This window comes from Streptomyces sp. NPDC050287 (assembly GCF_044459385.1).
GTDB lineage: Bacteria > Actinomycetota > Actinomycetes > Streptomycetales > Streptomycetaceae > Streptomyces.
In genome coordinates, this window is the sequence record NZ_JBITIY010000007.1 from 303320 (window position 1) to 320157 (window position 16838).

14 protein-coding genes are annotated in these 16838 nt (G+C 69.8%); 6 read left to right on the forward strand and 8 right to left on the reverse strand.

Going from position 1 to position 16838, the window contains the following annotated elements; genetic code table 11:
* Positions 1 to 208: 208 nt before the first annotated feature.
* The 6 genes from ACIBK3_RS26570 (at position 209) to ACIBK3_RS26595 (ending at position 7514) form a co-directional block, all read left to right on the forward strand.
* Complete coding sequence (locus ACIBK3_RS26570) at positions 209 to 1087, forward strand: fructosamine kinase family protein (RefSeq protein WP_399369429.1); 879 nt, start codon at positions 209 to 211, stop codon at positions 1085 to 1087.
* A gap of 85 nt (positions 1088 to 1172) precedes the next feature.
* Positions 1173 to 2123, forward strand: a complete 951-nt coding sequence (locus ACIBK3_RS26575) for an RNA polymerase sigma-70 factor (RefSeq protein WP_399369431.1) — start codon at positions 1173 to 1175, stop codon at positions 2121 to 2123.
* A gap of 98 nt (positions 2124 to 2221) precedes the next feature.
* The gene (locus ACIBK3_RS26580) at positions 2222 to 3436 is read left to right on the forward strand and encodes an NAD(P)/FAD-dependent oxidoreductase (RefSeq protein ID WP_399369433.1); all 1215 of its coding nucleotides are present in this window, start codon (positions 2222 to 2224) and stop codon (positions 3434 to 3436) included.
* A gap of 206 nt (positions 3437 to 3642) precedes the next feature.
* Entirely contained in the window at positions 3643 to 4998 is a 1356-nt protein-coding gene (locus ACIBK3_RS26585; protein WP_399369435.1) for a hypothetical protein, read from the forward strand.
* Between the two features lie 120 nt (positions 4999 to 5118).
* On the forward strand, positions 5119 to 6774 hold the full coding sequence (locus tag ACIBK3_RS26590; protein ID WP_399369437.1) for a serine/threonine-protein kinase: 1656 nt from the start codon (positions 5119 to 5121) through the stop codon (positions 6772 to 6774).
* Positions 6771 to 7514 (forward strand): hypothetical protein, encoded by a 744-nt coding sequence (locus tag ACIBK3_RS26595; protein WP_399369439.1) that lies wholly within the window; start codon positions 6771 to 6773, stop codon positions 7512 to 7514. The genes ACIBK3_RS26590 and ACIBK3_RS26595 overlap by 4 nt, the downstream gene beginning before the upstream one ends.
* A 349-nt stretch (positions 7515 to 7863) precedes the next feature.
* Here the strand turns inward: ACIBK3_RS26595 and ACIBK3_RS26600 are convergent, their stop codons facing one another.
* The 8 genes from ACIBK3_RS26600 to ACIBK3_RS26635 form a co-directional block, all read right to left on the reverse strand.
* Positions 7864 to 8187, reverse strand: coding sequence for a 2Fe-2S iron-sulfur cluster-binding protein (locus tag ACIBK3_RS26600; protein ID WP_399369441.1), 324 nt, complete (start codon positions 8185 to 8187; stop codon positions 7864 to 7866).
* A gap of 1 nt (position 8188) precedes the next feature.
* Positions 8189 to 9430, reverse strand: a complete 1242-nt coding sequence (locus ACIBK3_RS26605) for an NAD(P)/FAD-dependent oxidoreductase (protein WP_399369443.1) — start codon at positions 9428 to 9430, stop codon at positions 8189 to 8191.
* Positions 9427 to 10827 (reverse strand): cytochrome P450, encoded by a 1401-nt coding sequence (locus ACIBK3_RS26610; RefSeq protein WP_399369445.1) that lies wholly within the window; start codon positions 10825 to 10827, stop codon positions 9427 to 9429. The genes ACIBK3_RS26605 and ACIBK3_RS26610 overlap by 4 nt, the downstream gene beginning before the upstream one ends.
* The gene (locus ACIBK3_RS26615) at positions 10763 to 12106 is read right to left on the reverse strand and encodes a D-arabinono-1,4-lactone oxidase (protein WP_399369447.1); all 1344 of its coding nucleotides are present in this window, start codon (positions 12104 to 12106) and stop codon (positions 10763 to 10765) included. The genes ACIBK3_RS26610 and ACIBK3_RS26615 overlap by 65 nt, the downstream gene beginning before the upstream one ends.
* A 46-nt stretch (positions 12107 to 12152) precedes the next feature.
* Positions 12153 to 13424 carry an MFS transporter gene (locus ACIBK3_RS26620; protein WP_399369448.1) on the reverse strand — a complete coding sequence of 424 codons (1272 nt, stop codon included), beginning with the start codon at positions 13422 to 13424 and terminating at the stop codon, positions 12153 to 12155.
* Between the two features lie 42 nt (positions 13425 to 13466).
* On the reverse strand, positions 13467 to 14669 hold the full coding sequence (locus ACIBK3_RS26625) for an amino acid deaminase/aldolase (RefSeq protein ID WP_399370000.1): 1203 nt from the start codon (positions 14667 to 14669) through the stop codon (positions 13467 to 13469).
* A 112-nt stretch (positions 14670 to 14781) separates the two neighbouring features.
* Positions 14782 to 15648, reverse strand: coding sequence for an SDR family NAD(P)-dependent oxidoreductase (locus ACIBK3_RS26630; protein WP_399369450.1), 867 nt, complete (start codon positions 15646 to 15648; stop codon positions 14782 to 14784).
* Between the two features lie 76 nt (positions 15649 to 15724).
* Entirely contained in the window at positions 15725 to 16696 is a 972-nt protein-coding gene (locus tag ACIBK3_RS26635; protein ID WP_399369452.1) for an SMP-30/gluconolactonase/LRE family protein, read from the reverse strand.
* Positions 16697 to 16838: the final 142 nt, after the last annotated feature.

The window sequence follows — 16838 nt, forward strand, 5'->3', positions numbered from 1 at the left end:
GTCGTCCGAGGGCGCCAGGGCCCGCCAGGGCTTTTCCCGCACAGTTCAGGGCGTCCGGTCGCGCGTTCGGGCACCAGTACGGTGGGCCCATGCCATGGACGCGGTTCGCCGAGCACGAGCCTGAACTGGTAATGCGGGGGCGGGTGTTGCTCGCGGCCAGCCGGAAAGCGGCAGCGGGCAGCGGGCGGAAGCTGCCGGAGCCGACCCCGTGAACGCACAGTGGAAGAGCCTGCCCAGCGCGCTCATCCCGGACGTGGTCGACGCCGAGCCGCTTTCCGGCGGCGCGGTGAACGACGTGTGGCGGCTGACCCTCGCCGACGGGACGGCGTACGTCCTCAAGGGCTCCGTCCGCGCGCCGGCCACTCTGTTCCCGCTGGAGGCGGCCGGCCTGAGGGTGCTCCGGGAGCGGGCGGGCATCCGGACTCCCCGGGTGTTCGAGGTGAGTGCGCAGCACGTCCTCATGGAGGCGCTGCTGCCACGGCCCGACACGGACGCGTGCGACGCGTGCGAGGAGTCCGACGCGTTCTGGGAGTCGGCGGGCCGGGCCGTCGCCCGACTGCACTCGGTGCGCGGTGACCGGTTCGGCTGGGACGCCGACGGATGGCTGGGCCTGCTTCCCCAGGAGAACGGCTGGACGGACGACGGACACGAGTTCTTCGCCGAGCGCAGGATCCGCCGTTACCTGCGCGAGCCCAAGGTGCGCGGCGCCCTCGAACCGGCCGACCTGTCGGGCCTGGAGCGGATCTGCGAGCGCCTTCCGCAGCTCGTCCCGGCGGCCCCGAGCGTGCTCAACCACGGTGACCTCTGGCGCGGCAACGTCGTCGCGGGCCGGGCCGGCGAGCCCGTGTTCATCGACCCCGCGGTGTGCTGGACCTGGGCCGAGTCCGACCTCAGCATGACGTACGGCTGCGACCCACCGCCGGACCGCTTCTTCCGCGCCTACGAGGAGGTCTCCCCCTTGGCCGACGGCTGGCGGGACCGCATGCCCCTGCTGCACCTGCGCGAACACCTCAGTGTGCTGGCCCACTTCGGGGCGTACGGCGACACCGTGGCTCGGGTCCAGGAAGTCGTCCGTACGTTCGCCTGAGCCGGAGAGCCGGAGAGCCGGCGCCCCCGAGCACAGCCCCGAAACCCCGCAGCCTTCGCCCACCACGCGAGTTAGGATCCGGCCCATGGCCCTGACCATGAACGACGTGGACCGGTTCGAGGCGGCCAGGCCCCGTCTGGAGGCGATCGCCTACCGTCTCCTCGGCTCCGCGAGCGAGGCCGAGGACGCCGTACAGGAGACGTTCCTGCGCTGGCAGGGCGCCGAGGTCGACCGTATCGAGGTCCCCGAGGCGTGGCTGACGAAGGTGCTCACCAACCTGTGCCTCAACCAGCTCACCTCGGCCCGCGCGCGGCGTGAGACCTATGTGGGCCAGTGGCTGCCCGAGCCGCTGCTCGACGGGGATCCGATGCTCGGTCCGGCCGACACCGCCGAACAGCGCGAATCGGTGTCGTACGCGGTCCTCGCCCTGCTGGAGCGCCTGTCCCCGAACGAGCGGGCGGTGTACGTGCTGCGGGAGGCGTTCGGCTACCCGCACCGGGAGATCGCCGAGATCCTCGACATCAGCGAGGCCGCCGGCCAGCAGATCTTCCACCGTGCCAAGAAGCACGTCGCGGAGGGCAAGGCCCGTACCGAGATCGACGAGGCCGCCGCCCGGCGGGTCATCGACGAGTTTCTCGCGGCCGCCGCCACCGGCCGGACCGAGCCGCTGGTGCGGCTGCTCACCCAGGACGCCGTCGCGATCGGCGACGGCGGCGGGAAGGTCCCGGCCCGCGCCAAGGCGTTCGAGGGTGCCCTCGCGGTCGCCAAGTTCATGCGGGGCCTGTTCAAACCCAGCAAGGCCAAGCGGGACCTGGCCGGCGGCTCGGCCGAGGTCTACGCCACGACCGCCAACGGGGAGCCCGCCCTGGTGGCGGTCGTCGACGGCCGGGTCATCGGCGTCATGTGCCTGGAGATCACCCCGGAGGGCATCGCCGCCTTCCGCAACCAGGTCAACCCCGACAAGCTCGAACGCGCGACCCAGCGGTGGGCGGCCGCCGACCACGGCGAACCCCTGGTCACCCTCTTCTCCCCCTGATGTGAGGTGCTTCACACCGCGTTCCTGTCAGGAATCGGCGGGCCGCCCGGTTCAGGTGGCGAACCCGCTCGAGACACGCTCAAGACAGGAGTACGGGAATGCAGCACCGTATCGTCGTCCTCGGAGCCGGATACACCGGAGCCGCCGCCGCCGGGCGCCTCGCCAGGCGACTGCGCCCCGAAGACGCCGCCATCACCCTCGTCAACGCCGAGCCCGACTTCGTCGAACGCGTCCGCATGCACCAGCTCGCGGTCGGCCAGAACCTCAAGTCCCGGCCCCTCAGCGAGATGTTCGCGGGCACCGGCGTCGAGGTGAAGCTCGCCAAGGTCACCGGTGTCGACGTGGACCGCAGGACCGTCACCGTCACTGTCGTCGCCGCGAGCGGCGCGGAGGAGCGGGAGGAGGAACTGTCGTACGACACCCTCGTGTACGCCCTCGGCAGCGGCTGGAACAGCCAGGGCGTCCCCGGCACCAACGAGTACGCCTACGAGATCGCCGGTCGCGCCGGAGCGCTGCGGCTGCGCGAGCGCCTGGCCCGCCTGGACGCCGGAGCGCCCGTGGTCGTCGTCGGCGGCGGCCTCACCGGCGTGGAGGCCGCGACCGAGATCGCCGAGGCCCGCCCGGACCTCGACGTCGCCCTCGCCGCCCGCGGTGACCTGGGTGACTGGCTCTCGACCAAGGGCCGCCGGCACCTGCGGCAGGTCTTCGGCCGTCTCGGCATCACCGTGCACGAGCACGCCGCCGTCACGGGTGTCGCGGCCGACCACGTCACCGTCGCCGACGGCACGTCCGTCCCGGCCGCCGTCACCGTGTGGACCACGGGCTTCGCCGTCCACCCGATCGCGCGGGCCACCACCCTGGACGTCACCGCGACAGGTCAGATCGTGGTCGACGGGACCATGCGCTCGGTCTCGCACCCGGACGTGTACGCCATCGGCGACGCGGGCATGGCGATGGGCCCCGGCGACAAGCCGCTGCGGATGTCGTGCGCCTCCGGCACTCCCATGGCATGGCAGGCCGCCGACGCCATCGCGGCCCGCCTGACCGGCGGGAAGCTGCCGAACGTGACGCTCCGCTACTTCAACCAGTGCATCTCGCTGGGCCGCAGGGAAGGCCTGATCCAGTACGTCACCGCCGACGACCGCGCCGTCCGGGCGGCCCTGACCGGCCGGCTCGCCGCCGTCTACAAGGAAGTGATCTGCAAGGGCGCCGCCTGGGCCGTGGCCAACCCGACCCTCGGCATCCCGACCCGACGCCGCCGCGTCGTACGGGAACCGGACCGGGCAGCCGCGACCGTCAGGACGCCGGCCTGAGGCACACCGCGCACAGGGCGCCCCCCTCAGCACGGGGGCGCCCCGCCCGTTCGTGATCGATCGAGAAGCGGATTGATCAAGAGGTCGGTAAGAACCACGCCCCCCGGCCCCCCTCACCTACAACCTTCCGTCCCGGCAGGCCGTCCAACTCGTGCCCGGCGCTGGTCGTTGTGCCGGGGTCTCTTCTGTCCCATCTGGGGGATGTCATGAGTTCTGTCTCCGTCGGGCGTGTGCTGCGCCGCGGGACATGTGCCGCGGCCGTGGGGGCGCTGGTCGTCGCCGGCGGTCTCGGGAGCCAGGTCGCCTTCGCCGACGACGAGCCGCAGAGCGATCACCTGTGGATCCAGGCGCCGTACGACCAGGCGGTGACCGCCGCTCCGGACGGCGGCGGTGCGGCGCAGTACAGATCGCTGGCGCTCGGTCTGACCCACGACAACGACAGCTTCACCGTGACCGGCGGACGGCTGACCGTCGACGTCTCCGGGCTCGCCGGGATCGCCGAGGTGGCCTGGCCCGACAACTGCACACCGGACGACGCCGGCACCGTCGCCGTGTGCGACACCGGGGACGTGCCGGTCCGCTACAGCGCGCAGGTGGAGCTGAGACTGCGGGCCGCCGCGGGCGCGGCCGTGGGAGCGCGGGGTGCGATCGAGTACTCCGCCGAGGCCACCGGCGGACCCGACGGCACGCTCGTCGCCCCGGAGGGTTCCGCGGAGACCTCCGTCACCGTCGCCTCCGGCCCGGACCTCGGCATCGGCGCCCCGCAGGACGTCACCGGCGTCGCGCCCGGCACCAGCCTCACCGTGCCGTTCTCCGTCACCAACACCGGCAACGAGACCGCCCACGGCTTCAGCGTGAAGATGTGGGCGACGTACGGCCTCGACGTCGCCACCCGCTACCCGCAGTGCACCTACACCGGGCCGGACGACGGCGGCGCGTACACGCCCATGACGTACGTGACCTGCGCCTTCGACAGCGACGTCGCGCCCGGCGCCACCGTGGAACTGCCCGAGCCGCTGCGGCTCGCCGTCACCGGCCACGCGCTGTTCGAGCGGTTCGACTACGAGGTCGAGCCCGGCGGTGACGCCACCGACCTCGACAGCTCGGACAACGGCCGCGCCTGGCACATCGACGCCGACAACACCGCCGACTTCGCCGTGCACGGCACCGAGGTGAGCGGCGCGGCCGGCGACACCGTCACCGCCGGCTTCCGCTTCGTCAACCGCGGCCCGGCCTGGGTCGCCAACGTCGGCTCCGGCGACCCGGTCGCCGTGATCGACTACTACCTCCCGCCGGGCACCTCCGCCACGTCCGTGCCCGCCACCTGCGACACCGCCTGGACCTCCGGCGACGACCCGGCGATCGGCCACTACGCCTGCACTCTGCCGATGTGGGCCAAGCCGGACCTGAAGGTCAGCTTCCCGTTCCGGCTGCGCGTGGACCGGGTCGTCCCCGACGCGACGGGCCGCGTCGTCGTCCACCCCCACTCGGACACGTCCGTCACCTTCGACCCGAAGACCAAGAACAACTCGGCGAAGGTGGTCGTGAATCCGTCCGCCTGAAATGAGCCAAAGAGCCCCCACCGCAACCGAAGTGGCTGAAAGTATGTCTTTGGGCGCGTGGCCGAAGCTCCGGGACCGGTGAGTTCCCGGCAGCACGCGCGGCCGGCCTTGGGGGCTGGAATGAACACATGGGCAGTGCCCGGATACACCGAGTCGCTCGAACTCGGATCAGGCGCGAGCGGGCGGGTCGTCCTGGCCGTGCACGAGGAGACCGGCGTCCCGGTCGCGGTGAAGTACCTCAGCGAGGCACTGCGCACCCGACCGGGCTTCGTCCGTGAGTTCAGGGCGGAGGCGCGGCTGCTCGGCGGACTGGAGAGCCCGTACGTCACCGGGTTGTACGAGTACGTCGAGAGCCCGGACGGCGCCGCCATCGTGATGGAGCTGGTGGACGGTGTCTCGTTGCGGGCCCTGCTGTCCGGTCAGGGCCCGCTCGACCCCGAGGCCGCACTCGTGCTCCTCAAGGGATCGTTGCTCGGTCTGGACGACGCGCACCGCATCGGCGTCGTGCACCGCGACTACAAACCGGCGAACGTCCTGGTCGTACCGGACGGAACGTCCAAGCTGGTCGACTTCGGGATCGCGGTGGACGCCGGCACCAAGGTCGGCGTGGCCGGAACCCCCGCCTACATGGCTCCGGAACAGTGGACCGGCGCCCCCGCCTCCCCCGCCGCGGACGTGTACGCGGCCACGGCCACGTTCTTCGAGTGCCTTACGGGCCACAAGCCGTACCCGGGTGACAATCTCGCCCAACTCGCCCTCCAGCACGTCGACTCGCCCGTCCCCGCCGAGGAGGTCCCCGAGTCGGTGCGGGACCTGGTCCGGCGCGGTCTGGCCAAGGACCCGCGGGAACGGCCCGCACACGCCGCGGCGTTCGTCACGGAACTGGAGGCGGTCGCCGGCGCCGCCTACGGCCCCGGCTGGGAGGAACGCGGTCGGGGCCGCCTCGCCGCGCTGGTCGCCCTGCTGCCGCTGCTGCTGCCCTCGTCCCGCGACACCCCGCGCACCACGACGGACACGGCACGTACGGTCCTGGGCCCTGAACCCGGTCTCGGCCGGTGGCGCTCATGGCGTCCCAGCCGGCCCGGAATGCTGGTGGCCGGTGCGGCCGTACTCCTGGCCGCCATCCTGTCCTACGGCGTCCAGCACCCTCCGGGAGCGGATCCGCAGGAGGCGGCCCAGGCCCTGGCCACCACCAGTGCCCGGCCCGGCGTGACGCCGGGAGGGCCCGCCGACGGGACCGCGCCGGCCCACTCCTCCGCACCGCCCCCGACGTCCACTGCGTCAACCGGCATGTCGCCCTCGGACCCGGCGACGGCCGCCACCGGCGAGTCCACGACGTCCACCGCCGCCGCCACCACCACACCCTCGGCCCCGGAGACGACGACTCCCGCCGCGACGGCCACCGACGCGACACCGACGACCACTGCTCCCACCTCGCCGGCCCCGCCCGCCGTGAAGGACGTCGCGGTGTCGAGCTTCCGGCAGACGGGTCCGACGACCGCCTCGGCCACGATCGACATCACCACGGACGGCACCGGGCCGATCTCCGTCACCGTCTCGTGGTCCACGAGCGACACCGGGGTACAGCTGGCCGGCACCCCGGACGGCGCGTCCCAGACGTTCGAGCGCAGCGGCGCCACCCAGTACACGCTCACCGTCGACCACACCTTCCAGGGCACCGGCTGTTACTGGACGGTGCAGGCCACGACCACGCCGGCCTCCGCCGACGGCGGCGCCTCGCAGCAGCTCCTGACCAGAGGATGTGGCCTGCGATGACCGCTCAGGACGACCGCACCCCCAACTCCGCCGACGACGTCGAACCCACCCAGCCGCTCGACCCCGCCGACGCCGAGTACAGCGCCACGGTGCTGGCCAGCCACTGGATCCGGGGTCCCGAGCCGGACACCACCCTCGTCGGACCGCCCCCCACGGAGATCCTGCCGACGCCGACGCTGACTTCCATACCGACCTCGGTACCGGCCTCGACGCCGACGCAGACTCCTCCGACACCGCCCGACCGTGCCGAAGGCACCGTGCTGCGTTTCGGTCCGGGGGTGACGGCGGCCGTCGCGCACCGAACTCACCGAACGCCGCCCGCGGTGCCGCCGCCCCTCGCGCCCCCGCGCCGGCGCCTGCGAAGACACGCTCTGCCCGCGCTCGTGCTGATCTGCGTCCTCGCCTTCCTCGCCTGGCAGCGCCTCGGGCCGTCCGTCGCGGTACGCACGGTGGCGGTCACGGCCCGGCCGACGGTCCTGGGATGCGACGACACCGCGGACATCGTCGCCCTCGTCACCACGAACAGCCGGCCGGGCACCCTCTCCTACCGCTGGACCCGAAGCGACGGCACCGCCTCGGGCGTCCTGCGCGAGGCGGTGGTCCGGGGCCAGGCACACGCACGTCTGCACCTGCTGTGGACCTTCCAGGGCAAGGGCCACTACACGGCACAGGCCGAACTACGCCTCCTCTCGCCCACCCACCGCACGCTGACCACGCACTTCACGTACGACTGCCCCTGATACGAACTCGCACGACACGGCCCTGTACCCCTGCCGGCCCGCCGCGATCTTCACGCGGTGTCTAACGGAAGCGCACGTGTTCGCGGATTCTTGCAGGGGCCAACCGCTGAACCCGCGCGTTGTCCCCTGGTTGGGGACAGGAACGGGGGCGGGTTCGTCCGTGCCTGCAGGGGATGAGGGCTCGTACGCGCCGGACCCTTCGGGGGCCGTGTCGTCTTTTTGCTCGCCCTGTGACTCTCGACTCTCCTGGTCGACGTCGGCGTGCCGCTCGTCGAGCTGCTTACTCAGCTCGGTCAGCCCGGCACCGAGCCGGCCGAGCCACCCTGGCACTCGAGACATGACCCGTCGCTTAGAACTGAGTGTCAGGAATGTGTACTTCCATCCCGGCCATGTCGGCTGTCACAGGGATTTGGCAGGTGAGCCGGCTGTTGGAGGTGCGTGACGCCGGTACCCCCTCGAGGATCATCTCCTCGTTTTCGTCAGCCGGAGTGAGGAGCGGCAGGTACTTTTCGTCGATGTAGGCGTGACAGGTTCCGCAGGAAGCGCAGCCGCCGCAGTCGCCGATGATGCCGGGCACGAGATGGTCGAGTGCCGCTTGCTTGAGGCTCTGGCCGATGGCGGCCTCCACGGGGTGCGGTGTTCCGTCGGCCTCGATGAATCTGATCACTGGCACGTCAGGCACGCCTTTCTGCGGTGGATTGGTGTCGCTTCATCAGTTCGGACAGCGGGAGGTCTTCGGAGGCGGCTTCATCCCCGGTCATGGCGGCCCGCGCCGTGACGAGTTGCCGGGCGGCCGTGAAATCCCGCGGCCGGTTGACCGCGTGCAGGCCGGTGATGATGCCGTTGCGCAGATACACCACGCTGAAGGAGTTCGATGACGGGTCGCCGCGGACGACATCTGTGTCGCCGGTCTGCGGCAGGCCGGCCATCTGGATCTTGTGGTCGTACTGATCGGACCAGAACCAGGGCGCCGTAAAACGCTCGGTCGGCTTTCCGCACAAGGTCCGGGCCGCGATTCTGGCCTGGTCAGTAGCGTTCTGAACGGATTCGAGGCGTACGCTGCGGCCGAGGAAACCGTGCCACTGTCGCGTGCAGTCGCCCGCGGCGACGATGTCGGGGTCCGCGGTCCGGGCCACGGCGTCGACCAGGACACCGTCATCGACGGCCAGTCCCGCGGTGGCGGCGAGGGTGTCGTTCGGAGCGATCCCCACGCCAGTCAGGATCAGGTCGGCTCTGACCACGGTGTCATCGCTGAGCTCCGCAAGGAGGGCTCCGTCGCGCCGGGCGACGCTGCGCACGGACACGCCTGTGCGCAGATCGACACCGTGATTGCGGTGCTCGCGTTCGACGAAGGCGGAGACGGCCGGTGGGCACGTCCGGGCCAGGACTCGCGGCTGGGCCTCTACGAGCGTCACCGCGATCCCCATGTCGGTCGCGGCGGCCGCCGTCTCCAGGCCGATGAATCCGCCACCGACGATCAGTAGGGTGCCACCGGACTGCAGTTCCTGCCGCAGCGCGATCGCGTCGTCGAGGTGATGCAGAGTCCTGCCTGGGACGTGGCCGGAGCCGAATCGGAGAGGACGCGGACTGCCACCGGTGGTGAGAGCCAGCTTGTCGTAGCGCAGCGTGCGCCCGTCGGCCAAGGCGACGGATCGTGTCCGGCGGTCAATCCCGACCGCGGCAGTGTCGAGTTCGACCTCGATGCCGGCGTTGGTGTAGGCGTCCAGGGCGCGAATCCGCAGTGCCACCTGATCGACTTTGCCGTGCAGGAACGCCTTGGACAGCGGCGGGCGCTGGTAGGGCAGGTGGGGTTCGGCCCCGACGAGCAGGATCCGGTCGCTGAAACCGTTCTGCCGCAGTGCCACGGCCAGTTCCGAGCCGGCCTGTCCCGCACCGACGATGACGACGGTCTTCACCGGTGCACCCGTCGGATGGTGACCGGCAACGCCGTCAGCTGCCGCATCAGGGAGTGGGCCGCCCATTCGTGATCGTCCCCGACCAGTGCGATATCGACATCGGGCGCGGTCAGCGCGGTCACGGCGATCTCAGTGAGCATCCGGGCCACGTTCCTGCCTGGGCACAGATGGGCACCGCCGCCGAAGGTCGCGCCGTGCTGGATCTGCCGGGTCAGCCGGTAGCTGTCGGGGTCGTCGAAGACCTCGGGATCGCGATTGGCCGCGGCCCACATCATGACGACCGGTGTGCCGGCGGGGACGGAGACGCCGTTGTACTCGACGTCCTGCAGCGTCAGTCGCTGACTGAGCATCAGCGGGGACTCCAGACGTGTGCCCTCGTAGAAGGCACTGGTGACCAACGCCGGGTCGGCACGGACCTGTTCCAGGGCCGTCCCGTCGCTCAGCATCCGGAAGACCACGTTCTCGATCGCCACACCGATCGTGTGGAAGCCGTCGAAGAAGTTCGAGGCCACCAACGAGCCGATGTCCTCCGGCTTGCCCTCCATGTCGATCGTGGTGAGTTCGGCCGCCATGTCGTCGAGAAGCGCGTTGCCTCCGTCCGACCAGGCCTTCCGAACGGCTTCTCCGACCACGTCCATGTACGTCGCCGCAGCAGAGAACAGGCGCTGCGACTGCTCGGGCGTGCGGGTGAGCAGGAATGTCAGGCTCATCTCCTCCATGAGGTGCTGGACGTGCGCCGCCTGGACCCTGCTCAGCCCGAGTTGCTCGGCCCAGAAGCGGGTGACGAACCGCCCGGCGAACTCCCGGGAGAAGTCGGTCCGGTCGCGCCCGGCGCACTCCTCGACAAGTTCCTGTGCGAGGCGTGCGGCGGCGGGAGCGAAACGGAGGATGTTCCGGGGCATCAGTTGCCGGACCAGGAGATTACGGTACGGCTGATGCAGCGGAGGGTTGGAGGTGAACACCTGGTTCTGCAGGAACCTGCCGTACCCTTCGGTCTGTTCGGGATCCGGTTTGGTCACGGGCCCGGAGCCGAGATCCGCTTCGGTGGCCATCCACAAGACGATGTCCGCGGGCACGTTGCCCAACGCCGGATTCGCCGCAAGCGTTCTGGCGTCTTTGTTACGGAGCACGACGAGACTGTTCATCGGGCCCCGGAGAAAGTCGGTTCCTTCTCGGCCCCGCAACTCCCATGCCGCTTCCACGAAGTTGCGTGAGAAATTGTCGAATGTGATGAAGTCCTCAATGGCGGGAAGATCTGCCACCGAAGTCAGCTGTGTGGAGGACATGGGTTTAACTACCACCTTTCTGTAATGAGCTGTGGACAGGGCCGGGTCAGTCGCCCAGGACTCGTCGAAGGTATGCGTTGCCGAAGCGCCGATCCGGATCGAGGCGGTCACGCAGTGCGGCGAATTCACCGAAGCGCGGATACGCCGCCGCGAAGTAGTCGGCGTCACGTGTGTGCAGCTTGCCCCAGTGCGGGCGTCCGCCGTGCGCGGTGAAGATGCGCTCCGCTGCGGCGAAGTACTCACGGAAGGGCATGCCCCGGTAGGTGTGGACGGCGATGTACCCGCTCTCACGGCCCCACGCCGTGGAGAGGGTGATGTCGTCCGCGGGTGCCGTACGCACTTCGACGGGAAAGCTGATCCGCAGATCCGAACGGTCAACCATGGCCTTCAACTCGCGCAGGGCGTCGATCAGTGCCTCGCGCGGGAGGGCGTACTCCATCTCGATCATCTTCACCCGGCGGGGGGATGTGAAGACCTTGTACGGGATGTCCGTGTAGGTGCGGGCGGAAAGAGCCCGGCTCGACACCCTCGCTATGGCCGGGACGGCGGCGGGCACGGCCCGCCCCAGCGAGTTGGCTGCCTGGAAAACACCGTTGGAGAGAAACTCGTCCTCGAACCAGCCTCTGAACCGGCCCATCGGGGCGAGCGGACCTGTGCTGCGGTTGTTTCGCAGGGTGTTGCAGTTTCCGGTGTGCGGGAACCAGTAGAATTCGAAGTGATCGTTGGCCGCGTGGAGTTCGTCGAAGGTCGCGGTGACCGTGTCGAACGTCATCGGTTCGTCGTGCGCGGTGAGAAGGAACAGTGGTTCCACGGCGAACGTGATGGCACTGACAGCCCCGAGCGCGCCCAGCCCGATGCGTGCAGCGGCGAACACGTCCGGGTTCTCCTTCTCGGAGCACGTGAGCAACGAGCCGTCCGCCGTCACCAGTTCAAGGCCGCGTATCTGGGCCGCGATCGCTGCCGAACTGCGGCCCGTGCCATGGGTGCCCGCACTGGTCGCGCCGGCGACGGTCTGCTCCATGATGTCGCCCATGTTGGTGAGTGACAGGCCTTCCCGGGCCAGGGCGACGTTCAGGTCCCTGAGCCGTGTGCCCGCTTCCACGGTCACGGTTCCGGCCTCCCGGTCGATGGCGCGAATGCCGGTCAGGCGGTCAGGCCGTATCAGCACGCCCTCGGTCGCGGCAGCGGCGGTGAACGAGTGGCCGCTGCCGACGGGCTTCACCGGCAGGCCGTCCTCGGCCGCCTCGCGCACAACGGCGCAGAGCTCATCGACCGAGGCGGGTGCGACGTCCCTCACTGGGCGGGCCGTGACGTTCCCGGCCCAGTTCCGCCACACACTCCTGTTCGCGCGGTTCTTGCCCGTGTGCGCGCCGTAGCGGGTCGTTGCCACGTCCTACTCCTCCTCGGTGAGCTGGGCGGTGGTGCCACGCGCGTATCTAGCGGACGGAACGGATGCGGTACACAAGGAGCGCTCCGACGGCGGCGGCCGCACCCACGAGCGCGAAGAGAAGCGGGTAGCCGTGTTCCGAACTGATGATCGCTCCGGCGATCAACGGGGCGATCGCCGGGGGAACGACCGAGCCGATGTTCATGATGCCGAGGTCCTTGGCCCGACTCTCGGCGTCGGGGAGCACTTGTGTGATCAGAGCCTGGTCGACGGCCATGTACGCACCGAAGCCGCCGCCCATGAGAGCGGATGCCACCATCATGACGGTGAGGCTCGGGGCGCTCGCCAGCAGGAAGCCGGAAGCAGCCTGGAGCAGCGCCGCCAGGGCGACGAAGATCCGTCGTCGGCCGAGGCGGTCGGACAGCACACCGGCGGCCGCGGTGGCCACAAGGCCGGCCAGGAGATACAGAACGGTGCAGACCAGCAGGCTGCCGGCCGGATCGGTGACTTTGAGATCGTCGGTGAGGAAGTAGAGCGTGTAACACGTGCCCAGCGAGTTCGCCAGATTCACCAGGAGCCGTCCGCCGAAGGCCCAGGCGAATTCCCGGTTCCTGAGCGAGCTGCCCATCGATGCGAGCAGTTCCCCGATGCTGAGCGGTGCCTCGGCGTTGAAGGCGATGTCGCGATGGGCGGCCAGGAACGGCACCAGGCAGACGATCAGCAGGACCGCGATGACGGCGAACCCGGACATGGGGGAGAGTCCGAAAGCCGACACGAGGGCGATGCCGACGACCACGCCGAGGGCCTGGGGACCGTAGATGGCGCTGGAGATCATGCCGCGTTGGTCTTCGGGAACGCGGTCGGCGATGATGGCGGTGAGCCCGGCGGTGGCTGCGCTGAGACCGATCATGCTGGCCGCCCACGCCACGACCACACCGGTCACGGTGGTCTGCGCGCCGGTGACGATCAGCCCGACGGCGAAGGCGACAGCGCCCGCCGTGAGCCAGAGTCTGCGCCGGCCGAAACGGCTGCGGGAACGGTCGCACAGGGCGCCGCACAGGGGCAGGGCGACGAGTGCGACCAGCCCGGAGACACCGTTGACGATGGCGAAGTCGTAGACCTTAGAGGCCGGATCGATCGCTTCCAGCTGCTGGGGGAGCAGCAGCTGGAGGGGGACGAGGTTTGCCATCCAGAAGCCGAACCACACCAGGCCGTACAGACTGGTCCAGCGGCGCGAGACGGGCGCGGCCGGTCCTTGGGCGGTTGCCTGGCCGAGGGGGCTTGCAAGGGCAGGAGCGGGTGAGTTGAAGTCGGGGAGCATCGGGCCTCCGGAAGAAGGTGGGCCGCGGATAGAGGAGATGGGTCAGAGGAAGGCGTGCCCTTCACCCCGGTACGTGGGGGCCTGGCCGACGATTTCGCTGCCGGACACCAGGTGGAGGGTGTTCACCCGCTCGCACAGTTCGCCGGCTTTGGCGTGCCGGAACCACACGTGGTCGCCGAGGCGCAGCCCGTGAGCTGCCGGACCGAGCACCGGTGTCTGCACTTCCCCCGCTCCTTCCAGCGGATTCATCCGCAGGCCCCGGGGCCAGCTGAGAGTGGGCAGACGGTCGCGGCCGGGCGGGCCGGAGGCGACCCAACCGCCCCCGAGTACGGTGGCGATCTTGTCCGTGGGACGGCGTACGACCGACATGACGAAGTAGGCGGCGGGCCGGGGACGGAAGCGTCGGTAGAAGTCGAACAACCCCGGTCCGTACAGGCCCGAACCCGCGCCGATCTCGGTGATGACGTGCTCGGCCGAGGTCTGCTCCACGGAGCCGGTGCCGCCGCCGTTGACGAACTCCAGCGGGGCGACGGTCTCGACTGCGGCGATCACGGCGGCGCGCCGGTCGGCCAGTTCACGTGCCGACAGACGCTGCATGGCACGGAGTGCAGCGCGCTTGAGAGGGGATCCGGGCTGGTTGTCACCCATGCCGGCGATCTGTCCTTCGTAGGACATGACCCCGGCCAGGTGGAACCCCTGACGGCTCTGGATCGCCCGGGCAAGCGTGACGGCCTGGTGCGGGGTGTGCACGGGAGAGCGGTAGGGGCCCAGGTGGATGCGCCCGCCGGCCAGTTCCAGGGAGGCGTCCAGATCGATGCACAGCCGCAGAGGGGGGCGGGCGGCACCGACGGCCTCGTCGGTGAAGTCCAGCTGGGCGACGGAGTCGATCATGAGGGTGATGCGTGAGGCCGCCCGCTCGTCCTTGGCCAGCTGCTGCAACGCGGTGCGGTCCGCGGTCGGGTAGCCGATGACCACGTCCTCGTGGTCCTCGGCCAGCCACAGGGCTTCGGGCAGGGTAAAGGCGAGAATGCCCCGGTAGCCCTGGCGCCGGAGGACGCGCTGGATCAGGTCGCGGCTGCGGACCGACTTGCTGGCCAGGCGGATCGTGGCGCGGCCGCCCGCGCGGTGCACCAGATCGCCGGCGTTGGCGTCGAAGGCATCGAGGTCCACCACGGCGAACGGCGGATCCAAGTGCTGGGTGGCCCGCTCCAGTTGGGCCATCCGGACCTCGCTGAAACCGGCCATGGCGGAGGTGGCCGATTTCACGTCCGGCCAGGACGCCACATGTGCGCTCACATCCGCACCCTTTCTCGGTAGTTCAGTGGACCGGCCCGGTAAGCGGCGGCCGGGAACCGCGTCAGACGGTCGAGCGGTCCGAAGGCCGCGCCGCATCGGACCGGCGGCGGCCCGTGGGGGCGATGATCCGCTCTCGTTGCTTTCTTCCCTTGGCCTCGGCGAGCGGGATCACCCACCGCATCAGGCGGGGGAAGACGCCGGCGATCCGCTGGACACGTCCGCCCAGGGGAGGGAACACCACCTCGACCGGCTTGGAGACGATCGCGTCGACGACGGTCTTGGCGATCTCCTCCGGTGCGTAGGACTTCTCGGCGAAGGAGATGGCGCAAGCGGGGTCGGCCAGTTCCTGCTCAAGCATGTCCGTGCGCGTGGACGGAGGATGAATGATCGTGAAGTCCAGTGGCCCGTCGCGTTCCTCCAGGGCCACGCTGTGATGGAAGGCCCGCAGCCCGTGCTTCGAGCCGCAGTACGTCGCGTATCCGGGCAGCGGGAGGAACGACGTCATGCTGCAGACGGTGATGATGTGGCCGCGGCCCTGCACGGTCATCCGCTCGATCGCCGTGCAGGTGCCGGTGATGGCGCCGAGCAGGTTGACCTCCAGGATGTCGCGGTGCTGTTGGGGGCCGAGGTCACTTGCGTGACCGGTGTGGGTGATGCCGGCGTTGTTGACCAGCACGTCGACGGCTCCGAACGCGGCCTCCGTTGCTTCGAAGGCCTTGATCCAAGCCGCCGGATTCCGGATGTCCAGGACACAGCCGGCGGCCCGGCTGCCCAGACTGAGCGCCCTGGCCCGTACGGCCTGCTCGTTGACATCGGACAGCATCACGCGGTGACCGCGTGCGACCGCCAGCTGCGCGATCGCGGCCCCGATGCCGGAGGCTGCGCCGGTGACGAGAAGGACCCGGCTGTTTTCAGACACTTCGCTCATGGCCAACAGAGTCTCCTGGTCGTATGTCCAAGTCAACTGTCCGATACGAGATTGTCCTCGGTTGTTACTCGGGGATTCACAGCCGGAGCATCTCGATGCGGCCACCGTTCAGCTCTGCGGCACGGACGGGATCGTCGGTCGGCACGGTCGCGGCGAACAGGGTGCGCCCGTCTTGACCTGCGACCAGGCAGCTCAGGGTGTTCTGGCTCGTCGTGACCCGGTCGAGGACGCGGCCGCCCTCGGCCACGCGCACACATTCGCCGCGCAGTGCGTTCGCGATCCACATCGTCTCGCCGTCGCTGTGCCAGGCGATGCCGTCGGGGGCGATCGGTGAGGCGGAGCGCTTGGCGATGGCCGGGTGGTCCAAGAGTGCCGAGATCCTTCGGGCGATCCGGCCGAGAAGCCCCGGATGGTTCACCGCATGCCACAGGAACGGTGAGATCAGCGGGGCCCAGGGGCGCGGCTCCCCGAGTGTGCCGTCGGGGAGCACGGGGAAGGCGGTGAGCCGCATGGCCAGGGTTTCGGCCGCCACCATGGTGGTGCCGTCGGCCGTCAGGACGCATCCGTTGGGGAAGAGCACCGGCTCGGTCACCCCGAGCAGGGTCCCGTCCGCAGCCAGGCACGCGATCGGCGCCTTCGTCGGGCCGGGCGGCGCGTAGAGCATGGCGTTCGCGTGCTCGCGGGCGAACGCGTGATAGTCAAAGCCGAAGTTGCCCACGTATGCACGCCCGTGCGGGTCGACGAGCATGTCGTTGACCGGGCCGCCGACAAGGTGCCGCAGATCCGCGTGCTCGACGAGCTCGCCGTCTGCTTCCAGTCGGTACACGACGCCTCCGTCCATGGAGGCGACGAGCATGCGCCCGTCCGGAAGCCAGCCGAGTCCGCCGGCCCGGCCGGGAACCTTGAGGACCGTCTCGGCCTCTCCCGTGCCGTCCCAGCGGTGCACCGTGCCGTGTGCCAGGTCGGAGAACCACAGGGCTCCCTGATGCCAGCGCAGTGACTCGGGAACGCCGAAGCCGCTCAACGCGACTGATGTCGTCCGTTTCATTCCAGCCGCTCCTTGGTGACGGGCCTTGGGCGTGGTGTCTCTGCCGCACAACAAGTTGGTCATCTGTACAAGACGCTTGACTTGCACGGGTGACCGTCTCATTCTGGGCAAACCGAAGTCAACGTTCCGGCAGGAGTTTTTC